The organism is Sphingobium sp. LMA1-1-1.1 (assembly GCF_040676365.1).
Lineage (GTDB): Bacteria > Pseudomonadota > Alphaproteobacteria > Sphingomonadales > Sphingomonadaceae > Sphingobium.
In genome coordinates this window covers 149,165-170,944 of record NZ_JBEGHS010000012.1, presented here as the reverse complement: position 1 = coordinate 170,944, position 21,780 = coordinate 149,165, and the positions used below count along the sequence as shown (strand labels likewise).

Genomic DNA, 21,780 nt, shown 5'->3' with positions numbered 1-21,780 from the left:
CATCAAGCGGCCGAACTTTGCTCTAGCACATGGCGGGCAACCACCAGTTGCTGGATCTCGGCAGTGCCTTCCTCGAACCAGAATCCCCGCGCATCACGATAAATGCGTTCGATCGCGGCAGCCTTTGTATAGCCCCAACCGCCATGCACGCGCAGCGACAGGTCGGTCACCCGGCCCACCATGTTGAGGTTGAAGAGCTTCGCCGTCGCAGCTTGCGCCGTGAAATCCTTGCCATCTTCGCACAGCCTGGCGGCGTACCGAACAAGATGTCGGGCCGCTTCGATGTCCGCATGCATCATCGCGATGTGGGTTTGGATCTGCGCTCGTGTGGCGATCGGTTTGCCGAAGGTCACGCGTCGTTTCGCGAAGGCCACGGCCTCATCCAACGCCCTCTGCGCCAGGCCGACCATCGTCGTCGAAAGCGACACACGGCTGTAATCGAGGAAAAACAGGGCGACCTCCAGCCCTTGGCCCACCGCGCCCAGGCGATATTTGTCGGCAACCGCCATATCCTTGTAGCGCAGGAAGGCATGCCCCGTGCCATGCAGCCCCATTGTATGCTGCGTAGCGTCAATCTCGAAACCATCGGTGTCCCGCGGGATAAGAAACGCAGTCAACGAGTCCTTCTGACCGCCTTCATCCGTCGCTGCCACGAGGAGGAACCAGTCGGCGCGATCCGCCCAGGTGATGAGATGCTTTTCGCCGCTGACATACCAGAAGTCGCCGTCGCGCCGTGCGACCGATTTCAGATCCCGTCCGGTCCCGCCCGTCATTTCCGTGAGGGCGAAAGCCACGACAGCATCGCCCGCAGCCATCTTGGGAAGGATGGCGCGCTGCTCCTCGCTCCCGAAATTATGGATCGGGCGCCATATCCCGTTCGTTGTGTGCACCAGCATGCGCCCCACCCCCGGTCCTTCAGCCGCTGCTTCGAGATAAGGCAGATATTCGGTCACGCTCATGCCATAGCCGCCATATTCGACGGGAAGCGTCAGTCGATAGCAGCCGATTTCGGCGGCACGTCGATGGACATGATCGGGCAGCGAATCGGTGCGTTCCACTTCTGCATATGCCTCCTCGACCTCCGTCAGGAAAAATTCCCGGAATTTGCCGAGGGCGATTATCTGGCTCATTCTCATCCTGCTCCGTGATCGCATGTCTTGATTTTTCAGTGGCCTTGTCCAGAGCGGAGCTCTGAAGGCCGGACAACATGCGTGGCTATGTCGAGAAAACGCTAGTTTTAGTTCCTGCGTGGAGTCAACGCGGCCATCGCCAAACCGAGCCTTTGTAGCATTATTACCGCCACCTCGTTATCTTCCTGGATGACGGAGAGGTGTGATGGCCAATCGTTCGCTTTGGGATAGGTTGCGGTGATGGACGCAGCTCCCGCCAATCTTCGCCTCGTTGTTTCACCAGGTCAGTTGTTGCTGGAAAATGCACCGAAGGAGGCGCGCCCGGCCGGCTGGGCGCGCCTGAAGGTGCTGGCATGCGGCATCTGCGGCACCGACCTGCATTTGTTGCATGGCATGAAGCTGCCGATGGGCGCCGCCTATCCCATATTTCCAGGGCATGAAGTTGCGGCCGAAGTGATTGAGGCTGATCCTGGATGTGGCCCGCAGCCCGGCTCCAGGGTCGTTCTTCATCCGCTGCTGACGTGCGGGCGATGCCAGGAATGCATCTCTGGTCGGGAAAATCACTGCGCATCCGGCGAAATGCTGGGGGTTCATCGTGCGGGTGGCCTTGCTCAGGAGATGATCTGGCGATCAGACCGGCTTGTGCCTGCGGACGACCTGGACCCCCAGCAGGCGGCTCTGTTGCCCGATGCGGTCGCCACCGCCTTCCATGCACTGCGCCGGTCGAACCTTCCGCAAGGCGGCAAGCTCGCGGTGATCGGGTCCGGAGGCGTGGGCACCAACATATTGCAGATAAGCCGCGCTCTTGATCCGGCCGTCAATCTGGTCGCGGTCGTCAACAGCGAGGGAACAGCCAGGCGGATCAGCGAGTTGGGCATTCCCGTGATCCACGGCCTGGAGGGCGCAGGCCGGGCGTGCAAGGCGGATTTTGGCGAAATGGACGCGGTCATTGATTTCAGCGGTGCGGAAGCAGCGCCGAACGAGGCGATCCGCATGCTGCGCAAGGGTGGGCGGCTGGTGCTTGGTTCGGTGCGTGACGAAAGGGTTTCGCTGGCCACTAGCTACACTGGCCTCATGACCAGGGAAATCGAGATCGTTGGCAGCTATTCGTCGACGTTGAGCGATTTACGGGCCGTCACGGAACTGGTGCGGAGCGGCCAATTGTCTTTGGCCGGCCTTGTCACCCACAGCTTCGCTTTGGAAGACGCGGAACAGGCGTTCGCTGTTTTGGAACAGCGTCCGGCCGGAATGGTGCGGGTCGTCGTCGCGGCCTGAACAGCCCCTGCCGTGGCGTCAGGAATCCTGACTCTCAAACGGCGAGAAAGCGTGCTTTGCGATCAGAAGTTGCTGAATCTGGTTGGTCCCCTCCCAGATCTGAGTGACCTTGGCGTCGCGCATCATTCGTTCCACCGGATAATCCACGATATACCCGTAACCGCCGTGAAGCTGCACGGCATTGGTCGTGATGGACATCGCCGCGTTGGTGCATAGCAGCTTCGCCATGCTGGCGAACGCGCGGGCACGCTCGTCATTCTTTCCGGCAATGGCGACGCAGCGATAGAGCAGGCTGCGCGCCGCCTCCACCTCCGCCATCATGTCCGCAACCATGCCGCGGATCATCTGGAAACGGGACAAGGGCTGCCCAAACTGCATCCTCTGGCTGGTATAGGCAATCGTCTCGTCCAACGCTCCCTGAGCGATGCCCAGCCCATGCGCCGCAATCAGCGGCCGGCTATATGTCAATATGTCCATCATGGTTGCATATCCTGCGGTCGGATCACCCACCACGCGGCCCTCCGGCACGAAGCAATCATCAAAGAGCACATCGGCAAGCGGCGATCCCCGCATACCCATTTTTCGTTCCGCTCGGCCAAAGGAGATGCCGGGATCGTCGCGATGGACCATGAAGATGCCGAAGCCACAGGTCGCATTCCGTGCGAGCACCGCGTACCAGTCGGCAACTCCGGCGTTGGAGATGAACCTTTTCGCGCCATTCAGCCGCCAGCCTCCGGCGGTTGGTTCGCCCACCGTCCGGATACCCGCCACGTCGGAACCGCCGCCGGGTTCCGTCAGGCAGAAGCTGGCTTGCGCGCGCCCCGCCGCCACTTGCGGTACAATATGCTCCTTCAACTCAGCGCTGCCTGCGACGACCAACGGCATGATCGCCACCCAACTGGTGAGCATCAGATGAGCGGTGCAGGCGCAAACCCGTGCGATTTCCTCGACCGCGAGCACCTGGGCCATCAGGTCACCGTCGCCGCCGCCAAACGCGGCGGGAAAGGCCAGCCCAGGCAGATCAAGCTTCCGGATTGCTGCGATAGACTCTGTTGGAAATCGTGCCTCTTCATCGACGATGGCGGAAAATGGCTTGATTTCAGCCTCGGCAAAGCGCCGCAGATAAGCGCGGTGCGCTTCGTAGATGTCCTGGGCCTCCATCCTGCCTCTCCATCAAAGCTGTGAAATCTGGGTGTCCGTGCTGATCCCGAACGGCATCGGGATGATAGTCCATCGTCGCTGATGTAAAAGACGGGCAGCGCGCTCAGCCCTGCTTTGCGGCTGCTTTTCGCATCCTCGTTAATTGGAGCGTGCGACTGGTCTTGCCTGGCATGTCCGCGTACCAGCCGAATCTGGAGCGTAACCCGATGACGCAAATGCAGACAGAAGATCCAGCCTATCCCCGGTTGTTCGCCGCATGGCGGCGCAGCGGCGTTTCACTGTCCAATCGCCTTGTCATGGGTGCGATGCATACCGGGCTTGAGCGGCTGGATCGCGCTGATGAGCGAATTGGCGCATTTTATCGCGAGCGCGCCGAAGGCGGTGTTGGATTGATCATTACTGGCGGCGTGTCCCCCAATGCCGTTGGCCGACTGGATGAGGAAGCGCCCTGGCTGGAATGCGGGCGCGATGAAGCATGGCATAGCGCCATCGTCGGATCTGTGCGCGGCACGGAGACGAAGATATGCATGCAACTGCTTCATGCAGGGCGCTACGCAAAACTTCCTGAATGCGTTGGTGCATCCGCTCTAAAAGCCCGGATCAGCAGATACGCGCCGACGGCCTTGCCAACCGACGCAGTCTGGCAGACGATCGACGATTTCGCCCAGGCGGCGCGTTTGGCCCATGAACTGGGCTATCACGGTGTCGAGATCATGGGATCGGAAGGCTATCTGATCAATCAGTTCACGGCCAAAGCGACCAACGACCGAATCGACGCATTTGGCGGTTCCTTCGAAAACCGGGTGCGGCTGCCGCAGGAAATCGTCCGGGCCGTGCGGCGGCAGGTGCCTGATGATTTCCTTGTCATCTACCGCATTTCCGCGGTCGATCTCGTTCCGGATGGGATGACGCTGGAAGAGACGCAGGCTCTGGCCATGCTTGTCGAGAAGGCTGGGGCATCGATGTTGAATAGCGGCATCGGCTGGCATGAATCCTTCATACCCACGATTGCGGCAATGGTCCCCCGTGCGGCCTGGTCCTATGCCGTAAGGCAGGTGAAGGAGGTCGTATCCATCCCCGTCATAGCGTCCAACCGCATCAACGATCCACAAGTGGCGGAAGACCTGCTGTCTACAGGTGTCGCAGATTTCGTTTCATTGGCGCGCCCCCTCCTCGCGGACCCTTTGTTCGCGGCCAAGGCCAAGGCCAATCGGCCGGAAAGCATCGCAACCTGTATTGCGTGCAATCAGGCCTGCCTCGACCGCGCGCTGCGGAGCCTGCGTGTTTCGTGCATGGTCAATCCCAGGGCAGGGCATGAGATTGATCTGGTCGTCACGCCTGCTCCCCTGTCCAAAAGGATCGCGGTCGCAGGCGGCGGCGCGGCAGGCATGAATTTCGCATTCAACGCAGCCGCGCGAGGGCATGATGTGACCTTGTTCGAAGCGGGCGCGCGGCTGGGCGGCCAACTTCTCATGGCGCGCGAAGTGCCTGAGAAATTCGAGTTCAACGAGGCGCTGCGCTATTTCGAACAGCGTCTGGCCGAAGAGAATGTCTCCATCCGCCTGAATCATCCATGTTCCGCGGACGAACTGGTGCAGGGCGGCTATGATGAGGTGGTCATCGCGACCGGCGTCGTCCCGCGCAAACTCGACATTCCCGGTGTCGACGACCTGCGCGTTCTAAGCTACGTCGATATACTCCGCAACCACAAGCCAGTCGGCACGAACGTCGCCATCATAGGCGCTGGCGGCATCGGCTTTGATGTTGCAGAATTCCTGCTCGGCGATCCGGATGATGTTCCAACGCTGAGCGAATTCGCCGAGGAATATGGACTGGACATGAGCCTGCGGGCCCCTGGCGGGATCGTACAGCGCGGGGAGTCCCGTCCTCGCCGGCATATCACGCTGATGCAGCGCAAGAATGCGCGGCCCGCCGGCATTGCGCAATCGGTGTCCACCAGTTGGATTCACAGGGACAAGCTTCAAAGAGCCGGGGTCGAGATGCTCGGCGGGGTGGAATATCGCCGTGTCGAGCCGGCCGGATTGGTGGTTGCGGTCGATGGAGAAGAGCGCCGGATCGCGGCGGACACCATCATCGTCTGTGCCGGCCAGGTATCGCAACGTTCCCTTTATGAGGAACTGCTTGCACGGATGCCGGTCGAAAGGGTGCATATCATCGGCGGCGCCGATGTCGCAGGCGAACTCGATGCCGTACGCGCGATCGACCAGGCCACCAGACTGGCCTTGAGCATCTGAGGCATCGTTCTGGCGCCGGACATAGTCGTTGCGCCGCTGAACGCATCAACCGGGCCGCTGTCCTCTCGTAATCCTGGGTGACAATACTTCGCGCACCTTCATCCTCTCTCTGATGAAAGAGTACGGTCAGCTATCCGTATAGCTTGGGTCTCGCTTTTCCTTGAAGGCGGCGATCGCCTCACGATGATCTGCTGTTTCCATCAGCATGATCTGCTGCCTGTCTTCAAGCGCGAGAGCGGCTTCAATGCTGCCGAGTTGCGCTTGCGCATTGATCGACTCCTTGGTCATGCGCAGCCCCATCGGGGACGCCTTCAGCATGTCCCGCGCAAGCTCCAGCCCGCAGTCAAGCAATTCTTCCGCTTCGACAACCGCGCTCACCAGACCGGTCGCCAGCGCCCTGTCCGGAAAGATGAAACGCCCGGACAGCAGGAATTCGGACGCGACAGAGAGGCCGACGAGCTTCGGAAGGAAATATCCCGATCCCATGTCCGTGCCGCCGACGCCTATCCTGACATAGGCTGCGTGAAACTTCGCCTGGGGGGTGCAATATCGCACGTCGCAGGCCAGGGTGAGGGAAAATCCGGCACCTGCCGCCGGACCCTGGACCAGGCAGATAATGGGTTGCGGACAGGACCGCATGGCACGAATTACGTTCGAATAGCGGATCTGGATGTCGTACTGGCGCTGCACCCGTCCTGGACCGGGCGCGGCAAAGGCCGGGGAATTCAGGTCTCCACCCGCGCAAAAGACGCGTCCTTCCGCGCGCAACAGCACCACGCGCACGTCGCGGCGCGCATGCAGATCCTGAAAATAGGCGGCTAGTTCGTCCGCCAGTTCAGGGCTCATTGCATTCAGGGCTTCCGGGCGGTTGAGCGTGAGGATCTCGATCGGCCCGCGCCTTTCGACGATGGTAAGCGACGTTTTGGCGCTGGTCATATTCGTCTCTCCATTCTTCCTGTGCTCTGCCGGTCAGACAAGCCCTGCGCGCCGCCGGATTCTCGTGCCCGCGATTGGACAGCCCTGACATTCCGCACTTCAATTTCAGGTAGTTGGATAGCAGCACTTCCAGCGACGAACGAGGTGAAGCGGAAACTGCCATATATCTGGTAGTTACAGGATACGAATTGACAGCGGGCATGCAGTCATCAGAACATCGATCATCAGGGTTTCTTTGAAAAGCCTGGCTGGCAAGGCTATTCAGCCAGCCGGACACTGTGGATCGACAAGGCCGATAGACGTCAGGATAAATAGTCGCGACGGGTCATTCGGATCAAGCCGCCAGGGAGAGTGATGGTGTCGAACGAGGTTGCCGATCAGCCCAACGGATCAGGCTTGCAACACTCAAATGCCGTTGGAGACTCCTCCTTCGATGCCAAGTCTTCCGACATGACATTGGGAGGCCTGATCCGGCGAGCTGCTGAGGAAGCAGGAGACCGTATTGCAATGGTCGATGGCGTTGCCGACGCCGCGCGGAGGCGGCGCTGGACCTACGCCCAGTTGTTGCAGCAAGCCGAGCAGACCGCGCGCGCGCTTCTTGCCCGTTTCCAGCCAGGCGACCGCATCGCCGTGTGCTCGCCCAATTGCCCGGAGTGGGTGATCCTCGAATTCGGCACCGCGCTGGCGGGCATGGTGCTGGTCCCCGCCAATCCGATGTATCGCGAAGCGGAATTGGCGGGCATTCTGCAGGATTGCGAGGCGACTGCGCTGTTCCATGCAGATTCCTGGCGGGCGAACGATATTGCCGATGTCGCGGCGGGAGTCCGCGACAATACGCTCCCTGAACTTGCCCTCATTTCCTTTTCCGATTGGGATGCATTCCTGACGAACGGAGACGCTGCGCGCGAACTGCCGCACGTAAATCCGCGTGATCCGGTGATCATTCAGTTTACATCGGGGACGACCGGACGGCCAAAGGGCGCGATCCTGCATCATGGCCTGATCAACCCGCCCCGCAATGTCGCCAATTGTTGCGGCTTGCCCGAATATGGTGTCTGGCTCAACGTCATGCCCATGTACCATATCGGGGGAGCGGTCGTTTCATTGCTGGCGACGATCTCCAAACATGGCACCTTCGTACAGATGCGTGAATGGGACCCTGATCTGGCCCTTGAACTGATCGAAACCGAGCGTTGCAACGGGATGCTGTTAGTCCCCACCATGGTGGTCACGATGCTGGATCGGCCGGATTTCGCGAAATATGATCTTTCCAGCATCGATTTTATCGTGGCTGGCGCGGCGCCCGTGCCGCCCGCCTTGCTGGAACGGGTGACCGATCGCATCGGTTGCCGCATGATGATCTGTTTCGGCCAGACCGAGGCTGGCGGGCCGGTCACCAACACCGCAATCGGCGACGGCGCGCACGAATTGTCAAATACCCTGGGCCGCGCCTTGCCCGGCATGCAGATCGAAATTCGTGATCCGCAGACGGGTGCCACTCTTCCACCCGGAGAGAAGGGGGAAATGTGCTTCAAGAGCGCACAGGTCATGCTGGGCTATTATGGGCGGGAGGAAGAAACCCGCGCGGCGTTCACGCCCGACGGGTGGTTGCGGTCGGGAGACCTCGGCATGCTCGACGAGCGCGGCTACATGTCGATCACCGGCCGGTTGAAGGACATGATTATCCGCGGCGGCATCAATATCTATCCCCGCGAAGTGGAAGATGTCCTGTTCGAACATTCGAACGTCGCGCAAGCCGCAGTGATCGGCGTTCCTGACGATAAATGGGGTGAGATCGTCGTCGCCATCGTGCAGGCTGCCGATGGGCACCAGCTCGATTTCGAGGAACTGCATCAGCACTGCCGCGATCGGCTGGCGTCGTTCAAAGTTCCTGCCCTGTGGGTCCCGACAGACAGCTTTCCGCTCAATCCAACTGGCAAGGTCCAGAAGTTCGTCCTGATCGACCAGGTGAGAAATGGTGAGCTAACGACAATTTCGGTTCGGTGACGAGCCTGCAAGCGATATCAGGAACGTCCCATCCAGCAATGTTATCGCAACCTTTCAGCCGATGGAAGGCCGGTGTCCTAATCCAGGCCGGCGCGGCACGCTGGCGGCGTGCCGGAACCCATCGTCTTCGGATCAATCGGCAGGTCGCGGCGCACATATCCCTGAACCAGCGCATCAAGCTGCCCCTCGGCATCGCGCGTGACTTGCAACAGCCATGTCCGGAACGCCGTCAGCGCAGGCCCATCGGGCCGGCCCCGTCGGGTTACGATATAGTGCGGCAGATGGGCGTCAAAAATCTGATTGACGGGCATCATCAGGCGACGGGCGCGCAAGTCATCTGCAATCAGAAAGAGATTGCCAAGCGCGATGCCCGCGCCCTGCCGGGCAGCCTGGTACGTCATGCTGAGGGAATCGAATCCGATACGATGCTGCATAGGGAACTGGCGCACATCCAATGCCGACAAAAGCGGCAACCACAGCTCCGACTCCCGGGGTGAGGTGAGAAAGGTTTCCCGCTCCAAATCCAGAGGCTCGATCCATTGCCGTCCCTTCAGCAAGGCAGGAGAGCATATGAGTGCGAGGTACGTGTCAAACAGCCTATCGCAGCGGAAATCATCGCCCTGCGGCGGCCTGCCGGTCAATGCCATATCGAAATCGTCGTCCCGCCACTCGGCGTCCTTGATCGAAAGGCTGAGATCGAGGTGAATATCGGGGTGCAGCGCCCTGAAATCCGAAAGCCGGCCTGCCAACCATTCGGTCGTGAAGGTCGAGTAGAAGCGGAGCCTCAATCTATTGTCGCGCTGCCGATCGGTCGCGAGGCGGTGGCTCGCACTGTCGATCTCGCCGAACGCGCGCGCAAGTGACGCAAGATAGGCGACACAGTCGGGTGTCGGCTCCACGCCGGAGGTCTGACGGCGCAGGAGGGTGCGGCCGAAAAAGCCCTCGAGCAAGCTTATGTGCCGGCTGACAGCACCCACAGAGACGCCAAGTTCCTTGGCCGCTGCGGAGAGGCTGCCACGCCTTCCGGCTGCCTCCAGCGCACGTAGAGCGTTAAGGGACGGGAGACGATAGCGCACATTGGCTCCCCATGGCATCACTCCTTATCATATCGTTTTAAATCGATGGAGAAAGCCTACGCCTTGACGTGCTTGGCGGTCAAGGAAGCGGTCTTCAGATCGCATACCCGGTTTGATAAAATTGTCACTGCCGCCCCCGACATGCAAACGGCATCAATCCGGCAAGAACAATCCGTCGGAGAGGAGACATCGCGGTGAGCGAAGAGGCATTCGATTTCGATGTAATCATCGCCGGCGCCGGGCCGGTCGGTTTGACGATGACCATCGACCTGGGCCGCCGGGGCATCCGTACCATGATCATGGAACGCGATCCAAGCACCGCTCCCTGGCCTAAAATGGACCGGTCGAACGCCCGTACCATGGAAATCTACCGCCGGATGGGCATAGTCGATCGGATTCGCGCGCTGGGCTATCCGGGCGATAATCCGATGGATGTGTTGCTGGTCCGGACGATGAACGAGCCGCCCCTGGCTCAGATCGCCTTCCCTTGCGTCGATGAAAAGCGCGCTCTGGTGGCCGCCACGAACGACGGCACGATCCCGCTCGAGCCCTATCAACTTGTCTCCCAGAATGCGATCGAACCGCTGTTGCGGGAAGTCGCAGAAAGCGAGACGCCAAACACGACCGTTCGCTACGGTCTGGAATTGTCGAGCATCGAGCAGGACGAAACGGGCGTCACGGTTAAGGCGCAACGCACCGACGGCAGCGGAGAGGTGGAGACATTCCGCGCCCGTTACCTGGTGGGCTGCGACGGCGGACGCAGCACGGTGCGCAAGCAGTTGGGCATCAGGCTTACGGGTGTTTCCGCGCCCGTCGATATGCGCCAGGTCATCTTCAAATCGAAGGATCTTTACGATCGGATGGCTGTGCCGAAGGGCCGCCACTACAGCTTCCTCTCCGGCGGATCGCTGGTGGCCCAAGGGTCTCGCCAGGAATTCACCTTTCACACGCCGCTGCCCGAAGACACGGACTTCAGGAAGGTCCTGCGCGAGCATATCGGTTTCGACTGCGAAATCGACATCGAACATGTGCTGACCTGGCGGCCGCATCTCCGCCTCGCGGAGCGCTACCGCGAAGGCCGTGTGCTGCTGGCCGGCGATTCTGTCCATCTTGTGATCCCTACGGGCGGCCTTGGCATGAATACCGGCATCGGCGATGCGATCGATCTTTCGTGGAAACTCGCCGGAACGATCCATGGATGGGGCGGACCGGAACTGCTCAACTCCTACGAGTTAGAAAGACGCCCGGTCGCGCAGCGAAACATCGAGGCGTCGGGCTGGGCCGCCGACGGTGCGGCCTACTGGCCCGCCACCATCACGCGGGAGGTATATGAATTCGGTCCCGTGGGCGAAGCCGCGCGCGAGCGGCTGGGCGCCACCTTCGTGCGCCAGCACGGGCGCATGCACGGCATGGTCGGTGCCGAAACCTGCTATTCCTACGCAGGCTCCACGCTCGTGGCGCATGAACCCGGCAATATGCCCCATTGGGAATTCAGCCGCATCGTTCCCCACGGTCGGCCCGGCATTCGTATTCCGCATATGTGGTTGAAGGACGGACGCGCTTTGCAGGATGTGCTTGGCGACGATTACACTCTGCTCGATCTGACCGGCACATATGACAGCGCCGAGATGGAGTCCGCCTTTGCCGAAATCGGCGCGCCACTTGATGTCGTAAGGCTGGACGAGCCCCATGTTCGTGATACGTTGAAGGGCTCGGTTTTCCTGTTGCGCCCCGATCTTCACATCGCCTGGCGCGGCAGGGGCTATCCCGAAAAGGCATGGGACATCGTCCGCCTCGCGACGGGACACGGCGCCGGCTATGATGCCTGATCGGGAGAAGAACCCATGATACGCGAAACGGGTCAAATTCCTCATTCTGCCGATGTGGTCGTGCTTGGCGGCGGCATTGCCGGACATTGCGCCGCGCTGGAGGCTGCCGAACTCGGCGCTCAGGTCCTTTTCCTCGAAAAAGCGTCTCAGGCGGGCGGCAGTTCAGCCATGGCCGGGGGGGGCTTCATCTTTGCGGGCACTGACCTGATGCAGGAAGCAGGCTTCGATGACGGTCCAGAAGTGCTGCGCCAGCGTCTTTTTTCGTCCGGAAAGAACCGGAACAGCCCGGTGCTGGTCGACGCATTCGTCAAGCATCAATTGGAAGCCTATCGCTTCCTCAAGGATCATGGCGCAAAGTTCAAACTCAATTCGATGGACCGATGCCTCCACGAAACCGGTACGGGTCGGGTGGTCACCAACATGCACATGGCGGCCCTTGCCCATCCCAACATCGTCTACGCATCGAAATGCGCGGGTATGAAGCTGATGCGCGACGGGGAAACCGGTCGCGTACGCGAAATCATGGTCGCTTATGGCGACGAAGTCATGTCGATCGAGGCGAAACGCGGCATCGTCCTTGCCACCGGCGGATTTTCGCGTTCGCGCGAACTGATCGGTGTGTTCGCGCCGGAACTGCTGAGTGCCGTCAAGCATGGAGGAGTCGCGAACACCGGCGATGGTCTCATGCTGGCATGCGATCTCGGGGCGGGGCTTGCGGATCTGGGCTACGTCTCCGGCTCCTTTGGTGGCGCCATTCGCAACTATCCCCATGGCGTGCAGGGTGCGGATGAGGTTCCACCATTGCTCTTCAGCTTCCTGTCGGGTGGCATCATGGTCAATGCCGAGGGTCAGCGCTTTGTCAACGAAGGGCAGCCTTACAAGGCGCTGGGCGGCGCGGGCATGGCGCAAACGGGGGGCATCGCCTTCCAGGTGTTCGACAGCAAGCTGCTTGAAACTGCGTTCGACGACAGCTCGGTCAACAATTATCCCGAAGGCATCGCTGCCGGCTATATCCGGACGGCCGATACGATCGCCGATCTGGCGCGGGCGATGGCGATCGATCCGGATGCTCTGGAAGCGACGGTAAAACGCTACAACGCCAATGTCCGCGATGGTAGCGATCCGGATTTCGGACGGACCAGCAACCTCATGACGGTCGATGCGCCGCCCTATTGCATTGCCGCCACCGCCAATGCGCTGACCTCCACTTATGGTGGGATCACCACAAATGGGGACATGGCGGTCACCGATTGGATGGGCGAGCCGATCCAGGGATTGTACGCGGCGGGCGAAGTCGTTGGTGGCTTCCATGGAGCCGGCTATCTCAGTGGCACGTCGCTTTCCTCATCGTCGACGTTCGGAATGCTGGCGGGACGCGCCGCGGCGGGTCAGCCGGGCGCCTGAATCAATTTCCGGAGGCATGATGAGTGGCATGCGGGACCGATCGACACATCTCGACGCCTTGATTGAAGGCTATGACAGTCCGCCGGACGACGCTGAAGAACGGGTGCGCTCCTTGTCGGTGTTGCGGGCCTGGCAGCTCGCGCTTGAAACCAAGGATCTTGCAGGCCTTGAGGCGCTGATGCACGAGGATATCGTCATCGACCTGCCGTTCAGCGAAAGCGGACGAACTGAATCCGGCTTTTTTCGCGTCTATCAGGGAATTCCGGAATGCCTCGACTTCTGGCGTGTCGCTTTCCAGTTCGAAAAGCAGTTGCACCCCTTCACGGAGATGGAGCTTTTCGTCAGTCCGGATGGATCCCGCATCTTCTTCGAAGGACAAGGGCATGTCACGATGACGACGGGCGCCGAATATCGCAATCGCTATGTCCTGCGCATCGATCTGGATGATGGCAGGGTCCGGCATTATCGCGAATATTATAATCCGATCATCTCCGCCTTCGCCTTCGGACGACCGATCGCCGGACAATTGAAGCTCGACAGATTATAGCGCTTGGCTCTGGCGTGTTGGCCCTGCCCTCACATTCTTCGGGTATTTCGATATATTCCCCGACGGTCAGCAGATGACGCCGGATGCCCGCATTGCATTGATCTGCTCTTCGTGGATCCCGATTTCGCGCAAGATTTGATCGCTATGCTGCCCGATCCTGGGCGCTACACCGCCCACCGTAGCCGGCGAATGGGAATAGTCGACAGGGTGAGCGGCTACACGCACAGGCCCATAGTCTTCTGTGTCATACTCCCTGACACATTTCAGGTGACGCGCCTGCGGATCGGCAAGAAACTCCTCGACCGTATTGACCTTGCCTACCGGAAGGCCTTCGCGCACAGCGATCTCCTCCAGTTCCATCGATGTGAATTTCAGCGCACCCTTTTCCAGTTCGTGCCACAAGGCTTCGTAATTCTGGACACGTCTGATCGGGTTGGAAAATCGATCATCCTCCAGAAGATGTTCTGCATCCAGAACCCTGCTGATCGCCGCGAATTGTTCGTCCGTCTGAATATGTCCCATGAACATTCCGTCGGCTGTTCGAAACGGGCGGGTGATATTGATAACCGGCGTGCGTTCGTCCCCTTCGATAAAACAAAGGTTGTGCAGATTGTCGACCAGCGAGAAGAAGGCGAAGGATTTCATCAGCGGAACAGAGATCAACTGCCCCTCGCCGCCGTTACGCTCCCTATGGAAGAGCGCCGCGTTGACCGCGCTGACTGCGGTGCTGGCTGCGTATTTGTCCACGAACATGGACCGCAGCGGCATCGGCGGGCCCTCAGGTCCCTGCAGCGCCATGGCTCCGGTGAGGGGCTGAATCACCTGGTCGAAAGCCGGCCTGTCGGCATAAGGCCCATCGGGTCCGAAGCCGGTTATCATCACATAGATGAGGCCAGGATTCCTGAGCTTGAGTTGTTCATAATTGAGCGCCAACCGCTGCAGTGCCGCCGGCCGCGCGTTCACCAGCATGACGTCGCATTCCGCCGCGAGAGATTGCGCGACGGCGCGCCCTTCTTCGCTCTTCAGGTCCAGCGCTATGCTGCGCTTATGCCGATTGACCGCAAAGAAATGTGAGCACATGCCCTTATGCTGCGGCTTGACGTTCCGGAAGGGATCTCCCTTCAGCCCCTCAACCTTGACCACCGATGCCCCAAGGTCCGCCAGCATCGTCCCGGCCAGCGGGCCAGCCACCATTTGGGTGATCTCCAGCACCTTGATGCCGGCCAGCGGACCTCTGCTCGCTTCATTCGCCATGAATTCCATCTCCGTCCAGCATGTGCATGGCACTGCTGCATCAGTTTATACAGATGTTTTATCTATGCTGAATTGCATCTGCAACCAAGACCCACCATCAAGATCGAGACGTCCCCATAATATCATGGGCCGTTCGGACCGGGGCGTCAGCGCGCAGTTGTCATCGCCATCAAAGGGGTTTCGGCGAGGAATCGGGCGGCTGCCCCCGAACAGATGCTGTGCTCTACGTCGGCGGGTAAGCCGATTGAGCGTATCCAGCGAGCGGGGTCTGTCTGCATGATCATATAGGGATAATCCGTCCCGGCGAACACCTGCCCAGGTGCCATTTGCGTTGCCAGATAGGTGAGATAGTCCGGATCATAGACATTTGTATCGTAAAAGAATTGGCGCGCCTGATCGATTGGACCAATAGTGCATTTCCCTTCAAATCCATTGGTGCCTAGCCAGCCGAGCTGCAACCGCCCCAACATCGCGCCGAGCGTGCCTCCTCCATGGCTGAAGGCTACACGCAGGCGAGGAAAACGGCTCAACACGCCCGCCATGATGATTGCGGCCGCTGTCATGCCGGTGTCCACTGGGAAAAGGGCAAATCCTGTGAAGCCAACATCAGCCGGGAGCGTCTTTGCCGCAATCGGATGAAGCGCATGAATGAAAACCGCCATGCCTTCCGCTTCGGCGGCTTCCCAGAAGGGATCAAATTCGGAGCCGCCGAGCAGCTTTCCGTTGATATTGCTGCCGATTTCAATTCCCACCAGGCCGAATTCCGCCTTCAGTCGTGAAACCATGCGAGCCGCGACATGCGGGTCCTGCAAGGGAACCGACCCCAGCCCTCTAAAACGCGATGGAGCAGCAGAGACCATGCTGGCGATCAGGTGATTGGTTGCGTCGCACACTATATGCGCGTCATCGACGTCGAGCCAATAGGACAGCAGCTCCGGCATGGGCGAAAGGACCTGCACGTCCACGCCATCGCGGTCCATGTCCTCGATCCGGCGTGCCACGTCCCAGGAACGCGCATCCAGCTTCCTGAAAGGCGTCTCGCCAATCATCAACGTGCCTTCAATCGAAGACTGGCACTGCATGCACGGCCAACGCGATGCGACCTTGTCATTTGGGGCCGCCGGGAAAGAGAGCGGCGAGACATGCGAATGGACATCAATGAAGCTGGACAACCCATTATTCCTTTCGATTTCCCCGGTTGGTCGTAGCCCAGATTACAACGCCTAACGAATTTTCCGGCTGATCACTTCCTTCATGATTTCCGAAGTTCCGCCATGGATGCGGTGAATGCGCGCGTCACGCCAAAGCCGGGCTATCGGATATTCGTTCATGTACCCGGCGCCGCCATGAAGTTGCAACGCCGCGTCAACGATGTGCCAAAGATTCTCCGAATGCCACAATTTGGCCGCGGCTGCCTCTTCCGAGCGAAGCAGACCCTGCAAATGCCGCATTCGCGCCCAGTCGAGATGCGCCCATCCCACCTGCAACCGCGTCGCCATGTCGGCCAGGGTAAACCGCGTGTTCTGGAATTCGAATATCGGCTGACCGAACGCCGTTCGTTCCTTGACGAAGCGGACGGCTTCGTCGAAGGCCCGCTGCGCCTGGGCTTGCGCGCTGGTCGAGATGGCGAGTCTTTCCTGCCCCAACTCCGACATCATGTAGCGGAAGCCCTGCCCTTCCTCGCCCAGAAGGTTGGAAACAGGTACCCGCATGTCGTTGAAGAACAATTCCGACGTATCGGCGCCATGTAGGCCGATCTTGTCCAGATTGCGTCCCCGCTCAAAGCCGGGTGTATTGGCCTCCACCAGGATCAGCGAAACGCCCTTGGCGCCCTCTTCTCCCGTCCGCACCGCCAGAAATACGAGATCAGACAGAAGGCCGTTGGAAATGTACAGCTTGCTGCCGTTGATGACATAATGATCACCATCACGACGTGCGGTAGTGCGCAAATTCTTGACGTCTGAGCCACCGCCTGGCTCCGTCATTCCCAAAGCCGTGACGATTTCGCCGCTGATCATGCCCGGCAAATAACGGGCTTTGAGTTCTTCCGAACCATAGTTCAAAAGATAGGGTGCGGTAATCAGGGATTGGAGACTGACACCCACAGGCGCGTTGATATAAAAAAGCTCTTCGAGAAATACGAGATCATAGGAGATATCGAGGCCAACGCCGCCATAGGCCTCCGGCATGCTCGAACAGAGCAATCCCGCCTCGCCTGCTGCCCTCCAAAAGGCTCTGCTGGTGATGCCCTCAGCCTCCCACTGATCGAGGTAGGGCTCGGCTTCCCTGGCGAGAAATCTACGCACGGAATCTCGGAATTGCGCGTGACTATCCTCAAATCCCACGCGCCCGCTGACGTCGAGCATCTCAGTCTCTCCTATGCAACCGGGCGGATACTGAAGCCCGCACCGGGCGCCGCATCATCCTCATTGGTTCAATGAAGATAAAGCATCGTTTTATATTCTATGCAACCAACGGAAATGCAGAATTGTCATATTTTGTTGGGGATATGGCAATTTTATCGCCATATATAGGTCAATTGCACTATTTATGATACGAAATGGTCGAACAGCGCGGGGAGCACAGGATGAGCGAGAGCGAAAAAGCCGTAGAGGCGAATTGCGGTACCGCCGCGGCAACATTGATCTTGTTCTCCGACCGCCCGGACCGACCTGCGGAACATCTCATGATCCAGCGCAGCGCTAAACTTCGGTTCGCACCCAACGCGCTGGTATTTCCGGGCGGGCAGGTGGACGAGGACGATGGCTTGATCGCGGCCGATGTCAGGTTCGTCGATGTTCAGGTTGAGGACCGGGTCGAACGCTCTCATCGCGTGGCCGCCATTCGCGAGACGCTGGAAGAAACCGGCCTGGCCGTGGGGTTCGCGCAGCGAGGCGCGGTCGATGTGCCGGCCATGCAACGCGCGCTGAAAGAGGGGGCATTGTTCAGCAACCTGCTCGCGACAGCCGGGATCAGCCTCGATATGTTGGCGCTGCGCCCTTGGGCGCAGTGGCATCCTCGCCTGTCGCATCGTCGTTTCGACACGCGCTTCTATATCGCGCGCCACGACGGTGATCGCACTGTTCGGGTCGACCCGGACGAGGTGGGCCGGGCGCTCTGGATCACCGCAACTGATGCGATCGCCGAAGCGGAAGCAGGCCTTGCAAAAGTCATTTTCCCGACTTTGTGCAATCTGGAACGCCTGGCGGAGCATCCCAACTTCACGGCGGCCGATGCACATCTGGCGACAATCGAATGTCGGCCGATTTCGCCGCAATTGCATGATGATGACAGCGGGAAGAGTTGGATCTCCATACCGGATGACAGCGGCTATCCCCTCACTCGTCGCCTGCTGTCCACACTGCAAGTGCCTTGACCGAAACCGGCTCCGATCTCGCGCTTTATTACGCGCCTACGCCGAACGGATGGAAGATCACCATCTGCCTGGAGGAAATGAGACTGCCTTATCGAATCTGCCCCGTGACATCGGCCGGGACATTGCCGGAGGGATTCCTTGCCGCCAGCCCGAATGGCAAGATCCCTGCGCTGGTCGACCGCCATGGGATGAATGGGCAGCCACAGGCCATCTTCGAGAGTGCAGCGATCCTGCTCTATCTGGCGGAAAAGACGGGAAGGTTTCTCGATCCCGCGCCGTATGATCGCTACGCCGTGATCCAATGGCTTGTCTGGCAGGCCGCCGGCCTGGGTCCGGCAGCGGGACAGAACGGGCATTTCCTATTCTATGCACCGGAAAAGCTGCCCTACGCCATCACCCGATTTGGCAGCGAAGTCCGGCGGCTATATGCCGTGCTGGATGCCCAACTCGCGCGAACCGGGGCCTTTGTGGCTGGCGACAACTACTCCATTGCGGACATGGCATGCTTTCCCTGGATCATGACGCACAAGGCGCAGGGCTTGAGCCTGAACGACTATCCAGCGCTCCAGGCCTGGTTCGCGCTCTTGCGCGCGCGGCCGGCCGTACAGCGCGGCATTGCCGCGGGCGGCGGCATCGATGTCATGCGCTCCCGCGCCTTCCAGCGACCCCAAGGTCTTGAGGAGCAGAAAAATGAAGCTTGAAATGTTTTTTGATTGTTCCAGCCCGTGGAGCTATCTCGCCTTCGAGCGTGTCATTCCGTTGGCAGAAAGCTTTGGCGTCAGCGTGGATTGGCGCCCTGTGCTGGCTGGCGGCATCTTCAATGCGGTGAACCCTGGCATCGAATATTTCAAGTCAAAGGACAAAATGCCGAGGCGCAAGGTCGATTATCACCTGAAAGTCATGCAGGATTGGGCGGACGTGACCGACGTGAAGATCGCCTTTCCGCCGGCCGGGCACCCTGTGAACAGCGTCCGGGCGATGCGCGCATGCCTCGTCCTTCGGCCGGTGGGCAAGCTTGTTCCTTTCGCGCGCGCCTGCTTCCAGGCGATCTTTCGCGACGAGCAGCCGCTTGGCGAAGATGCGGTCCTGCTCCATATATGCGATCAGGTCGGGGTAGATGGACCATGGCTGCTGGACCGCATAGCCATGCAGGAGGTCAAGGACGCCCTGCGCGCTGAAGTCGACGAGGCCATTGCGCGCGGCGCTTTTGGCGTGCCTACATTCTTCCTCGATGACACCGACATGTATTTCGGCGTGGATTCGCTACCGCTTGTGAATGCCCGGCTGAGCCGGGCGCGCGTCGTTGGCTGAGGGGCGTACGCCGCCGTCGTCCTGCATTTTGCGACCCTCTGTCGACCTTCTGGACGGCTGATACATCCTCGATCTCGATCGGATCGAGTCCTTCGCGCAGTGGTTCGACCGTATAGCAGGTCACGCGAAAGACCGTCCGATCTGCGGCCAGCGGTTTACCTGGTCCCATGCCGTTGCTAGACCGCCCGGATGATTGATTTGTCGCTGAGGCACTATCGCAATTCGGATGGGCTGACACTTGTTGGCGATGTTGGTGGGTCGCTCGAAGCGCCCGCCGTGGTTCTGCTGCATGGTGGCGGGCAAACCCGCCATTCCTGGTCCGGCGCAATGACGAAGCTGATCGAGCAAGGGTATCTGGTGATCAATTATGACGCCCGCGGCCATGGCGATAGCGACTGGTCGCCGACTGGCGATTATTCCCTTCCCGCCTTGGCGTCGGATTTGCGCGTGATCCTTTCAACCCTCAGTGGACCCGTCGCGCTTGTCGGTGCTTCCATGGGCGGTATAACGAGCTTTTTCGCAATCGGCAGTGGCGCCGCCCCATCGGTCAGCGCACTGGTGATGGTGGACATCGCTCTGCGCCCGGCGGCGGCGGGCGTTGATAAAATACATCGTTTCATGACAAGCCATCCAAATGGCTTTGCCACGCTGGAGGAGGCTGCGGCCGCAATTGCCGCCTATAATCCCGATCGCCCCCGGCCCCGCAATCTGTCAGGTTTGATGAAGAATTTGCGTCTGCGAGACGATGGACGTCTTCACTGGCATTGGGATCCGCGTCTCATGGCGCAGCGGCCGACATCGGAGCCGCCCTCAAGATTGCGCCAGCTGGAAGAGGTGAGCAGCGCGGTGACGGTGCCCACTCTTTTGGTGAGGGGCGGGAACAGCGATATCGTCGATGACGAAAGCGTCTCCGACATGTTGCAGCGGGTTCCGCAGACGGAGGTTTTCAATGTGCCCGGAGCCGGACACATGGTCGCGGGCGATCGCAACGACGCGTTCAACGAGGGCGTTTTTGCCTTCCTGGCTAAACATCACCCGCTCGCTGCGAAGGGTCATTGATCCTGAATAGTGCGCTGGTCGACGGCCCTCGCACGGATAGTGCCGAACTTGTGTCGGCAGTTCCAGCATCTGTTCAGCCCAGTGCCGAACAGATGCTGGAAAAGCATGGTGGGGTAGACTGCCGTCCACCCCACGCATCTTAAAGGCCGTCGAGCCCCTTGCTGACCAGAATGTTCACCGCCACACGGCGATTCTGCGCCTTGCCTTCCAGGGTGTCATTGCTCGCCAGGGGATCAGCCTCGGCCATGCCGGTGGGCGTCAACATGCGATAAGGTTTCCAGCCGCAGGCCTGCTGCAGATAATTCACCACACGGCCGGCGCGCTTCTCGCTCAGCACCTGGTTGAATTCATCGCCTCCGGTCGAATCGGTATAGCCGACTACCAGCAGGAGAGCATTGCTCATCCCCTCGGCCGTTGCCGCAGTCGCGCAAAGGTCGTTCTTGGCCTGTGCCGACAGCACGGCCTTGCCCGTGTCGAAATTGACGTTCGTCGTGCTTTTCACATTATACTGGTCGATCTCGCCCATCCGGCCGCGCAGTGCCGCAGTGGCAGCCGTCTGTTCCTCAAAACCCTGGGCGGTGCCGTTCTGGATCATCGACGCTGTCTTCAGATCCTTGTTCTGCAGATTGATCTGGCTCGCCACCAGGCCGCCGCCTGATTGCAATGTCTTGACCGTGACCGGCAGGCCGTTCAGCAGGGAGGTTGCGGCCAGCCTACTGCGGTTGAGGCCAAAAAAGCCCTTGCTGGCGCTGATCTTCGTGGCGTCGTCGATGACGATGACCGACTTGGTGCCGTCGGCCGCGGTCACCTGCATCTTGTCGCCGCTACGCGCAGAAATAATGCCCTTGATTTCCGGCCCTTCGGTCTTCTCGGCCGGGAGATAAGCGGTCGCCGACACATCGGCTGACGGCGGATCCTGCGTCTGTGCTGCCAGGCTGCCCGACGAAGCGCCGGCCAGCAGGGCAAGAACGAACAGATATTTCGGGCTGTTGGATATGACACTCATCACGCTGCTCCTCCAAATTCGATCAGTCGGGCCTGCGTTACCGCAGCTTTTCGTCCGACTGCCGTTCGCATGATGGCGTATTCGGCTGTCAGAAACCCCTCCATTGTCTTCCCACAAATCCTTCATGACGCCACGAGCGAGCGCCATGGGTGCT

The 21,780-nt window shown here is 60.0% G+C and carries 18 protein-coding genes; 10 read left to right on the top strand and 8 right to left on the bottom strand.

The genetic code is table 11. The annotated features are described in order from the left end of the window. Window positions 1-2: 2 nt before the first annotated feature. A complete protein-coding gene (locus MRBLMA1_RS08255) occupies window positions 3-1,130 on the bottom strand; it encodes an acyl-CoA dehydrogenase family protein (RefSeq protein ID WP_363736037.1) in 1,128 nt (375 codons plus the stop codon). A 240-nt stretch (window positions 1,131-1,370) separates the two neighbouring features. On the opposite strand from MRBLMA1_RS08255, the gene MRBLMA1_RS08250 reads away from it, so the two are divergent. After that, window positions 1,371-2,405, top strand: a complete 1,035-nt coding sequence (locus MRBLMA1_RS08250) for a zinc-dependent alcohol dehydrogenase (RefSeq protein ID WP_363736036.1) — start codon at window positions 1,371-1,373, stop codon at window positions 2,403-2,405. Window positions 2,406-2,423: 18 nt separating this feature from the next. Here the strand turns inward: MRBLMA1_RS08250 and MRBLMA1_RS08245 are convergent, their stop codons facing one another. After that, complete coding sequence (locus MRBLMA1_RS08245) at window positions 2,424-3,566, bottom strand: acyl-CoA dehydrogenase family protein (protein ID WP_363736035.1); 1,143 nt, start codon at window positions 3,564-3,566, stop codon at window positions 2,424-2,426. Window positions 3,567-3,772: 206 nt separating this feature from the next. Between MRBLMA1_RS08245 and MRBLMA1_RS08240 the strand changes: the two genes are divergently transcribed. Continuing rightward, window positions 3,773-5,821 (top strand): NADPH-dependent 2,4-dienoyl-CoA reductase, encoded by a 2,049-nt coding sequence (locus MRBLMA1_RS08240; RefSeq protein ID WP_363736034.1) that lies wholly within the window; start codon window positions 3,773-3,775, stop codon window positions 5,819-5,821. Between the two features lie 126 nt (window positions 5,822-5,947). Here the strand turns inward: MRBLMA1_RS08240 and MRBLMA1_RS08235 are convergent, their stop codons facing one another. Further along, window positions 5,948-6,757, bottom strand: coding sequence for an enoyl-CoA hydratase/isomerase family protein (locus tag MRBLMA1_RS08235; protein WP_363736033.1), 810 nt, complete (start codon window positions 6,755-6,757; stop codon window positions 5,948-5,950). 354 nt (window positions 6,758-7,111) lie between these two features. Here MRBLMA1_RS08235 and MRBLMA1_RS08230 point away from each other — a divergent pair, with 354 nt between their 5' ends. Then, window positions 7,112-8,764 (top strand): class I adenylate-forming enzyme family protein, encoded by a 1,653-nt coding sequence (locus tag MRBLMA1_RS08230; protein ID WP_363736032.1) that lies wholly within the window; start codon window positions 7,112-7,114, stop codon window positions 8,762-8,764. A gap of 77 nt (window positions 8,765-8,841) precedes the next feature. Here the strand turns inward: MRBLMA1_RS08230 and MRBLMA1_RS08225 are convergent, their stop codons facing one another. Further along, window positions 8,842-9,858, bottom strand: coding sequence for a LysR substrate-binding domain-containing protein (locus MRBLMA1_RS08225; RefSeq protein ID WP_363736031.1), 1,017 nt, complete (start codon window positions 9,856-9,858; stop codon window positions 8,842-8,844). 176 nt (window positions 9,859-10,034) lie between these two features. Here MRBLMA1_RS08225 and MRBLMA1_RS08220 point away from each other — a divergent pair, with 176 nt between their 5' ends. The 3 genes from MRBLMA1_RS08220 to MRBLMA1_RS08210 are packed head-to-tail and all read left to right on the top strand — an operon-like array spanning window position 10,035 to window position 13,620. Then, a complete protein-coding gene (locus tag MRBLMA1_RS08220) occupies window positions 10,035-11,669 on the top strand; it encodes an FAD-dependent monooxygenase (RefSeq protein ID WP_363736030.1) in 1,635 nt (544 codons plus the stop codon). A 15-nt stretch (window positions 11,670-11,684) separates the two neighbouring features. Then, a complete protein-coding gene (locus MRBLMA1_RS08215) occupies window positions 11,685-13,073 on the top strand; it encodes an FAD-dependent oxidoreductase (RefSeq protein WP_363736029.1) in 1,389 nt (462 codons plus the stop codon). A 28-nt stretch (window positions 13,074-13,101) separates the two neighbouring features. Next, window positions 13,102-13,620: a nuclear transport factor 2 family protein gene (locus MRBLMA1_RS08210; protein WP_363736028.1), complete on the top strand. Its 519-nt coding sequence runs from the start codon at window positions 13,102-13,104 to the stop codon at window positions 13,618-13,620. A gap of 66 nt (window positions 13,621-13,686) precedes the next feature. On the opposite strand, the gene MRBLMA1_RS08205 is transcribed toward MRBLMA1_RS08210, so the two are convergent. The 3 genes from MRBLMA1_RS08205 to MRBLMA1_RS08195 all read right to left on the bottom strand — a co-directional run bounded on the left by MRBLMA1_RS08205 (window position 13,687) and on the right by MRBLMA1_RS08195 (window position 17,240). Further along, a complete protein-coding gene (locus MRBLMA1_RS08205) occupies window positions 13,687-14,874 on the bottom strand; it encodes a CaiB/BaiF CoA transferase family protein (protein ID WP_363736027.1) in 1,188 nt (395 codons plus the stop codon). A 146-nt stretch (window positions 14,875-15,020) separates the two neighbouring features. Next, entirely contained in the window at window positions 15,021-16,046 is a 1,026-nt protein-coding gene (locus tag MRBLMA1_RS08200) for an amidohydrolase family protein (RefSeq protein WP_363736026.1), read from the bottom strand. Between the two features lie 51 nt (window positions 16,047-16,097). After that, window positions 16,098-17,240: an acyl-CoA dehydrogenase family protein gene (locus MRBLMA1_RS08195; RefSeq protein ID WP_363736025.1), complete on the bottom strand. Its 1,143-nt coding sequence runs from the start codon at window positions 17,238-17,240 to the stop codon at window positions 16,098-16,100. Between the two features lie 221 nt (window positions 17,241-17,461). Between MRBLMA1_RS08195 and MRBLMA1_RS08190 the strand changes: the two genes are divergently transcribed. The 4 genes from MRBLMA1_RS08190 to MRBLMA1_RS08175 all read left to right on the top strand — a co-directional run bounded on the left by MRBLMA1_RS08190 (window position 17,462) and on the right by MRBLMA1_RS08175 (window position 20,620). Further along, window positions 17,462-18,250: an NUDIX hydrolase gene (locus MRBLMA1_RS08190; protein WP_363736024.1), complete on the top strand. Its 789-nt coding sequence runs from the start codon at window positions 17,462-17,464 to the stop codon at window positions 18,248-18,250. Then, window positions 18,247-18,951 (top strand): glutathione S-transferase N-terminal domain-containing protein, encoded by a 705-nt coding sequence (locus MRBLMA1_RS08185; protein ID WP_363736023.1) that lies wholly within the window; start codon window positions 18,247-18,249, stop codon window positions 18,949-18,951. The genes MRBLMA1_RS08190 and MRBLMA1_RS08185 overlap by 4 nt, the downstream gene beginning before the upstream one ends. Next, window positions 18,941-19,561, top strand: a complete 621-nt coding sequence (locus MRBLMA1_RS08180; protein WP_363736022.1) for a 2-hydroxychromene-2-carboxylate isomerase — start codon at window positions 18,941-18,943, stop codon at window positions 19,559-19,561. The genes MRBLMA1_RS08185 and MRBLMA1_RS08180 overlap by 11 nt, the downstream gene beginning before the upstream one ends. A 189-nt stretch (window positions 19,562-19,750) precedes the next feature. After that, window positions 19,751-20,620, top strand: coding sequence for an alpha/beta fold hydrolase (locus MRBLMA1_RS08175; RefSeq protein WP_363736021.1), 870 nt, complete (start codon window positions 19,751-19,753; stop codon window positions 20,618-20,620). 139 nt (window positions 20,621-20,759) lie between these two features. Here the strand turns inward: MRBLMA1_RS08175 and MRBLMA1_RS08170 are convergent, their stop codons facing one another. Next, window positions 20,760-21,626 carry an OmpA family protein gene (locus MRBLMA1_RS08170; RefSeq protein ID WP_363736020.1) on the bottom strand — a complete coding sequence of 289 codons (867 nt, stop codon included), beginning with the start codon at window positions 21,624-21,626 and terminating at the stop codon, window positions 20,760-20,762. Between the last annotated feature and the right edge of the window lie 154 nt (window positions 21,627-21,780).

Excerpts from the sequence above, each read along its gene's own strand:
- MRBLMA1_RS08195 (WP_363736025.1), bottom strand. The coding sequence starts at position 17,240 with ATGCTCGACGTCAGCGGGCGCGTGGGATTTGAGGATAGTCACGCGCAA.
- MRBLMA1_RS08180 (WP_363736022.1), top strand. The coding sequence starts at position 18,941 with ATGAAGCTTGAAATGTTTTTTGATTGTTCCAGCCCGTGGAGCTATCTC.
- MRBLMA1_RS08205 (WP_363736027.1), bottom strand. The coding sequence starts at position 14,874 with ATGGCGAATGAAGCGAGCAGAGGTCCGCTGGCCGGCATCAAGGTGCTG.
- MRBLMA1_RS08235 (WP_363736033.1), bottom strand. The coding sequence starts at position 6,757 with ATGACCAGCGCCAAAACGTCGCTTACCATCGTCGAAAGGCGCGGGCCG.
- MRBLMA1_RS08255 (WP_363736037.1), bottom strand. The coding sequence starts at position 1,130 with ATGAGCCAGATAATCGCCCTCGGCAAATTCCGGGAATTTTTCCTGACG.
- MRBLMA1_RS08175 (WP_363736021.1), top strand. The coding sequence starts at position 19,751 with ATGATTGATTTGTCGCTGAGGCACTATCGCAATTCGGATGGGCTGACA.
- MRBLMA1_RS08210 (WP_363736028.1), top strand. The coding sequence starts at position 13,102 with ATGCGGGACCGATCGACACATCTCGACGCCTTGATTGAAGGCTATGAC.
- MRBLMA1_RS08225 (WP_363736031.1), bottom strand. The coding sequence starts at position 9,858 with ATGCCATGGGGAGCCAATGTGCGCTATCGTCTCCCGTCCCTTAACGCT.
- MRBLMA1_RS08230 (WP_363736032.1), top strand. The coding sequence starts at position 7,112 with ATGGTGTCGAACGAGGTTGCCGATCAGCCCAACGGATCAGGCTTGCAA.
- MRBLMA1_RS08245 (WP_363736035.1), bottom strand. The coding sequence starts at position 3,566 with ATGGAGGCCCAGGACATCTACGAAGCGCACCGCGCTTATCTGCGGCGC.
- MRBLMA1_RS08170 (WP_363736020.1), bottom strand. The coding sequence starts at position 21,626 with ATGAGTGTCATATCCAACAGCCCGAAATATCTGTTCGTTCTTGCCCTG.
- MRBLMA1_RS08240 (WP_363736034.1), top strand. The coding sequence starts at position 3,773 with ATGACGCAAATGCAGACAGAAGATCCAGCCTATCCCCGGTTGTTCGCC.
- MRBLMA1_RS08215 (WP_363736029.1), top strand. The coding sequence starts at position 11,685 with ATGATACGCGAAACGGGTCAAATTCCTCATTCTGCCGATGTGGTCGTG.
- MRBLMA1_RS08190 (WP_363736024.1), top strand. The coding sequence starts at position 17,462 with ATGAGCGAGAGCGAAAAAGCCGTAGAGGCGAATTGCGGTACCGCCGCG.
- MRBLMA1_RS08250 (WP_363736036.1), top strand. The coding sequence starts at position 1,371 with ATGGACGCAGCTCCCGCCAATCTTCGCCTCGTTGTTTCACCAGGTCAG.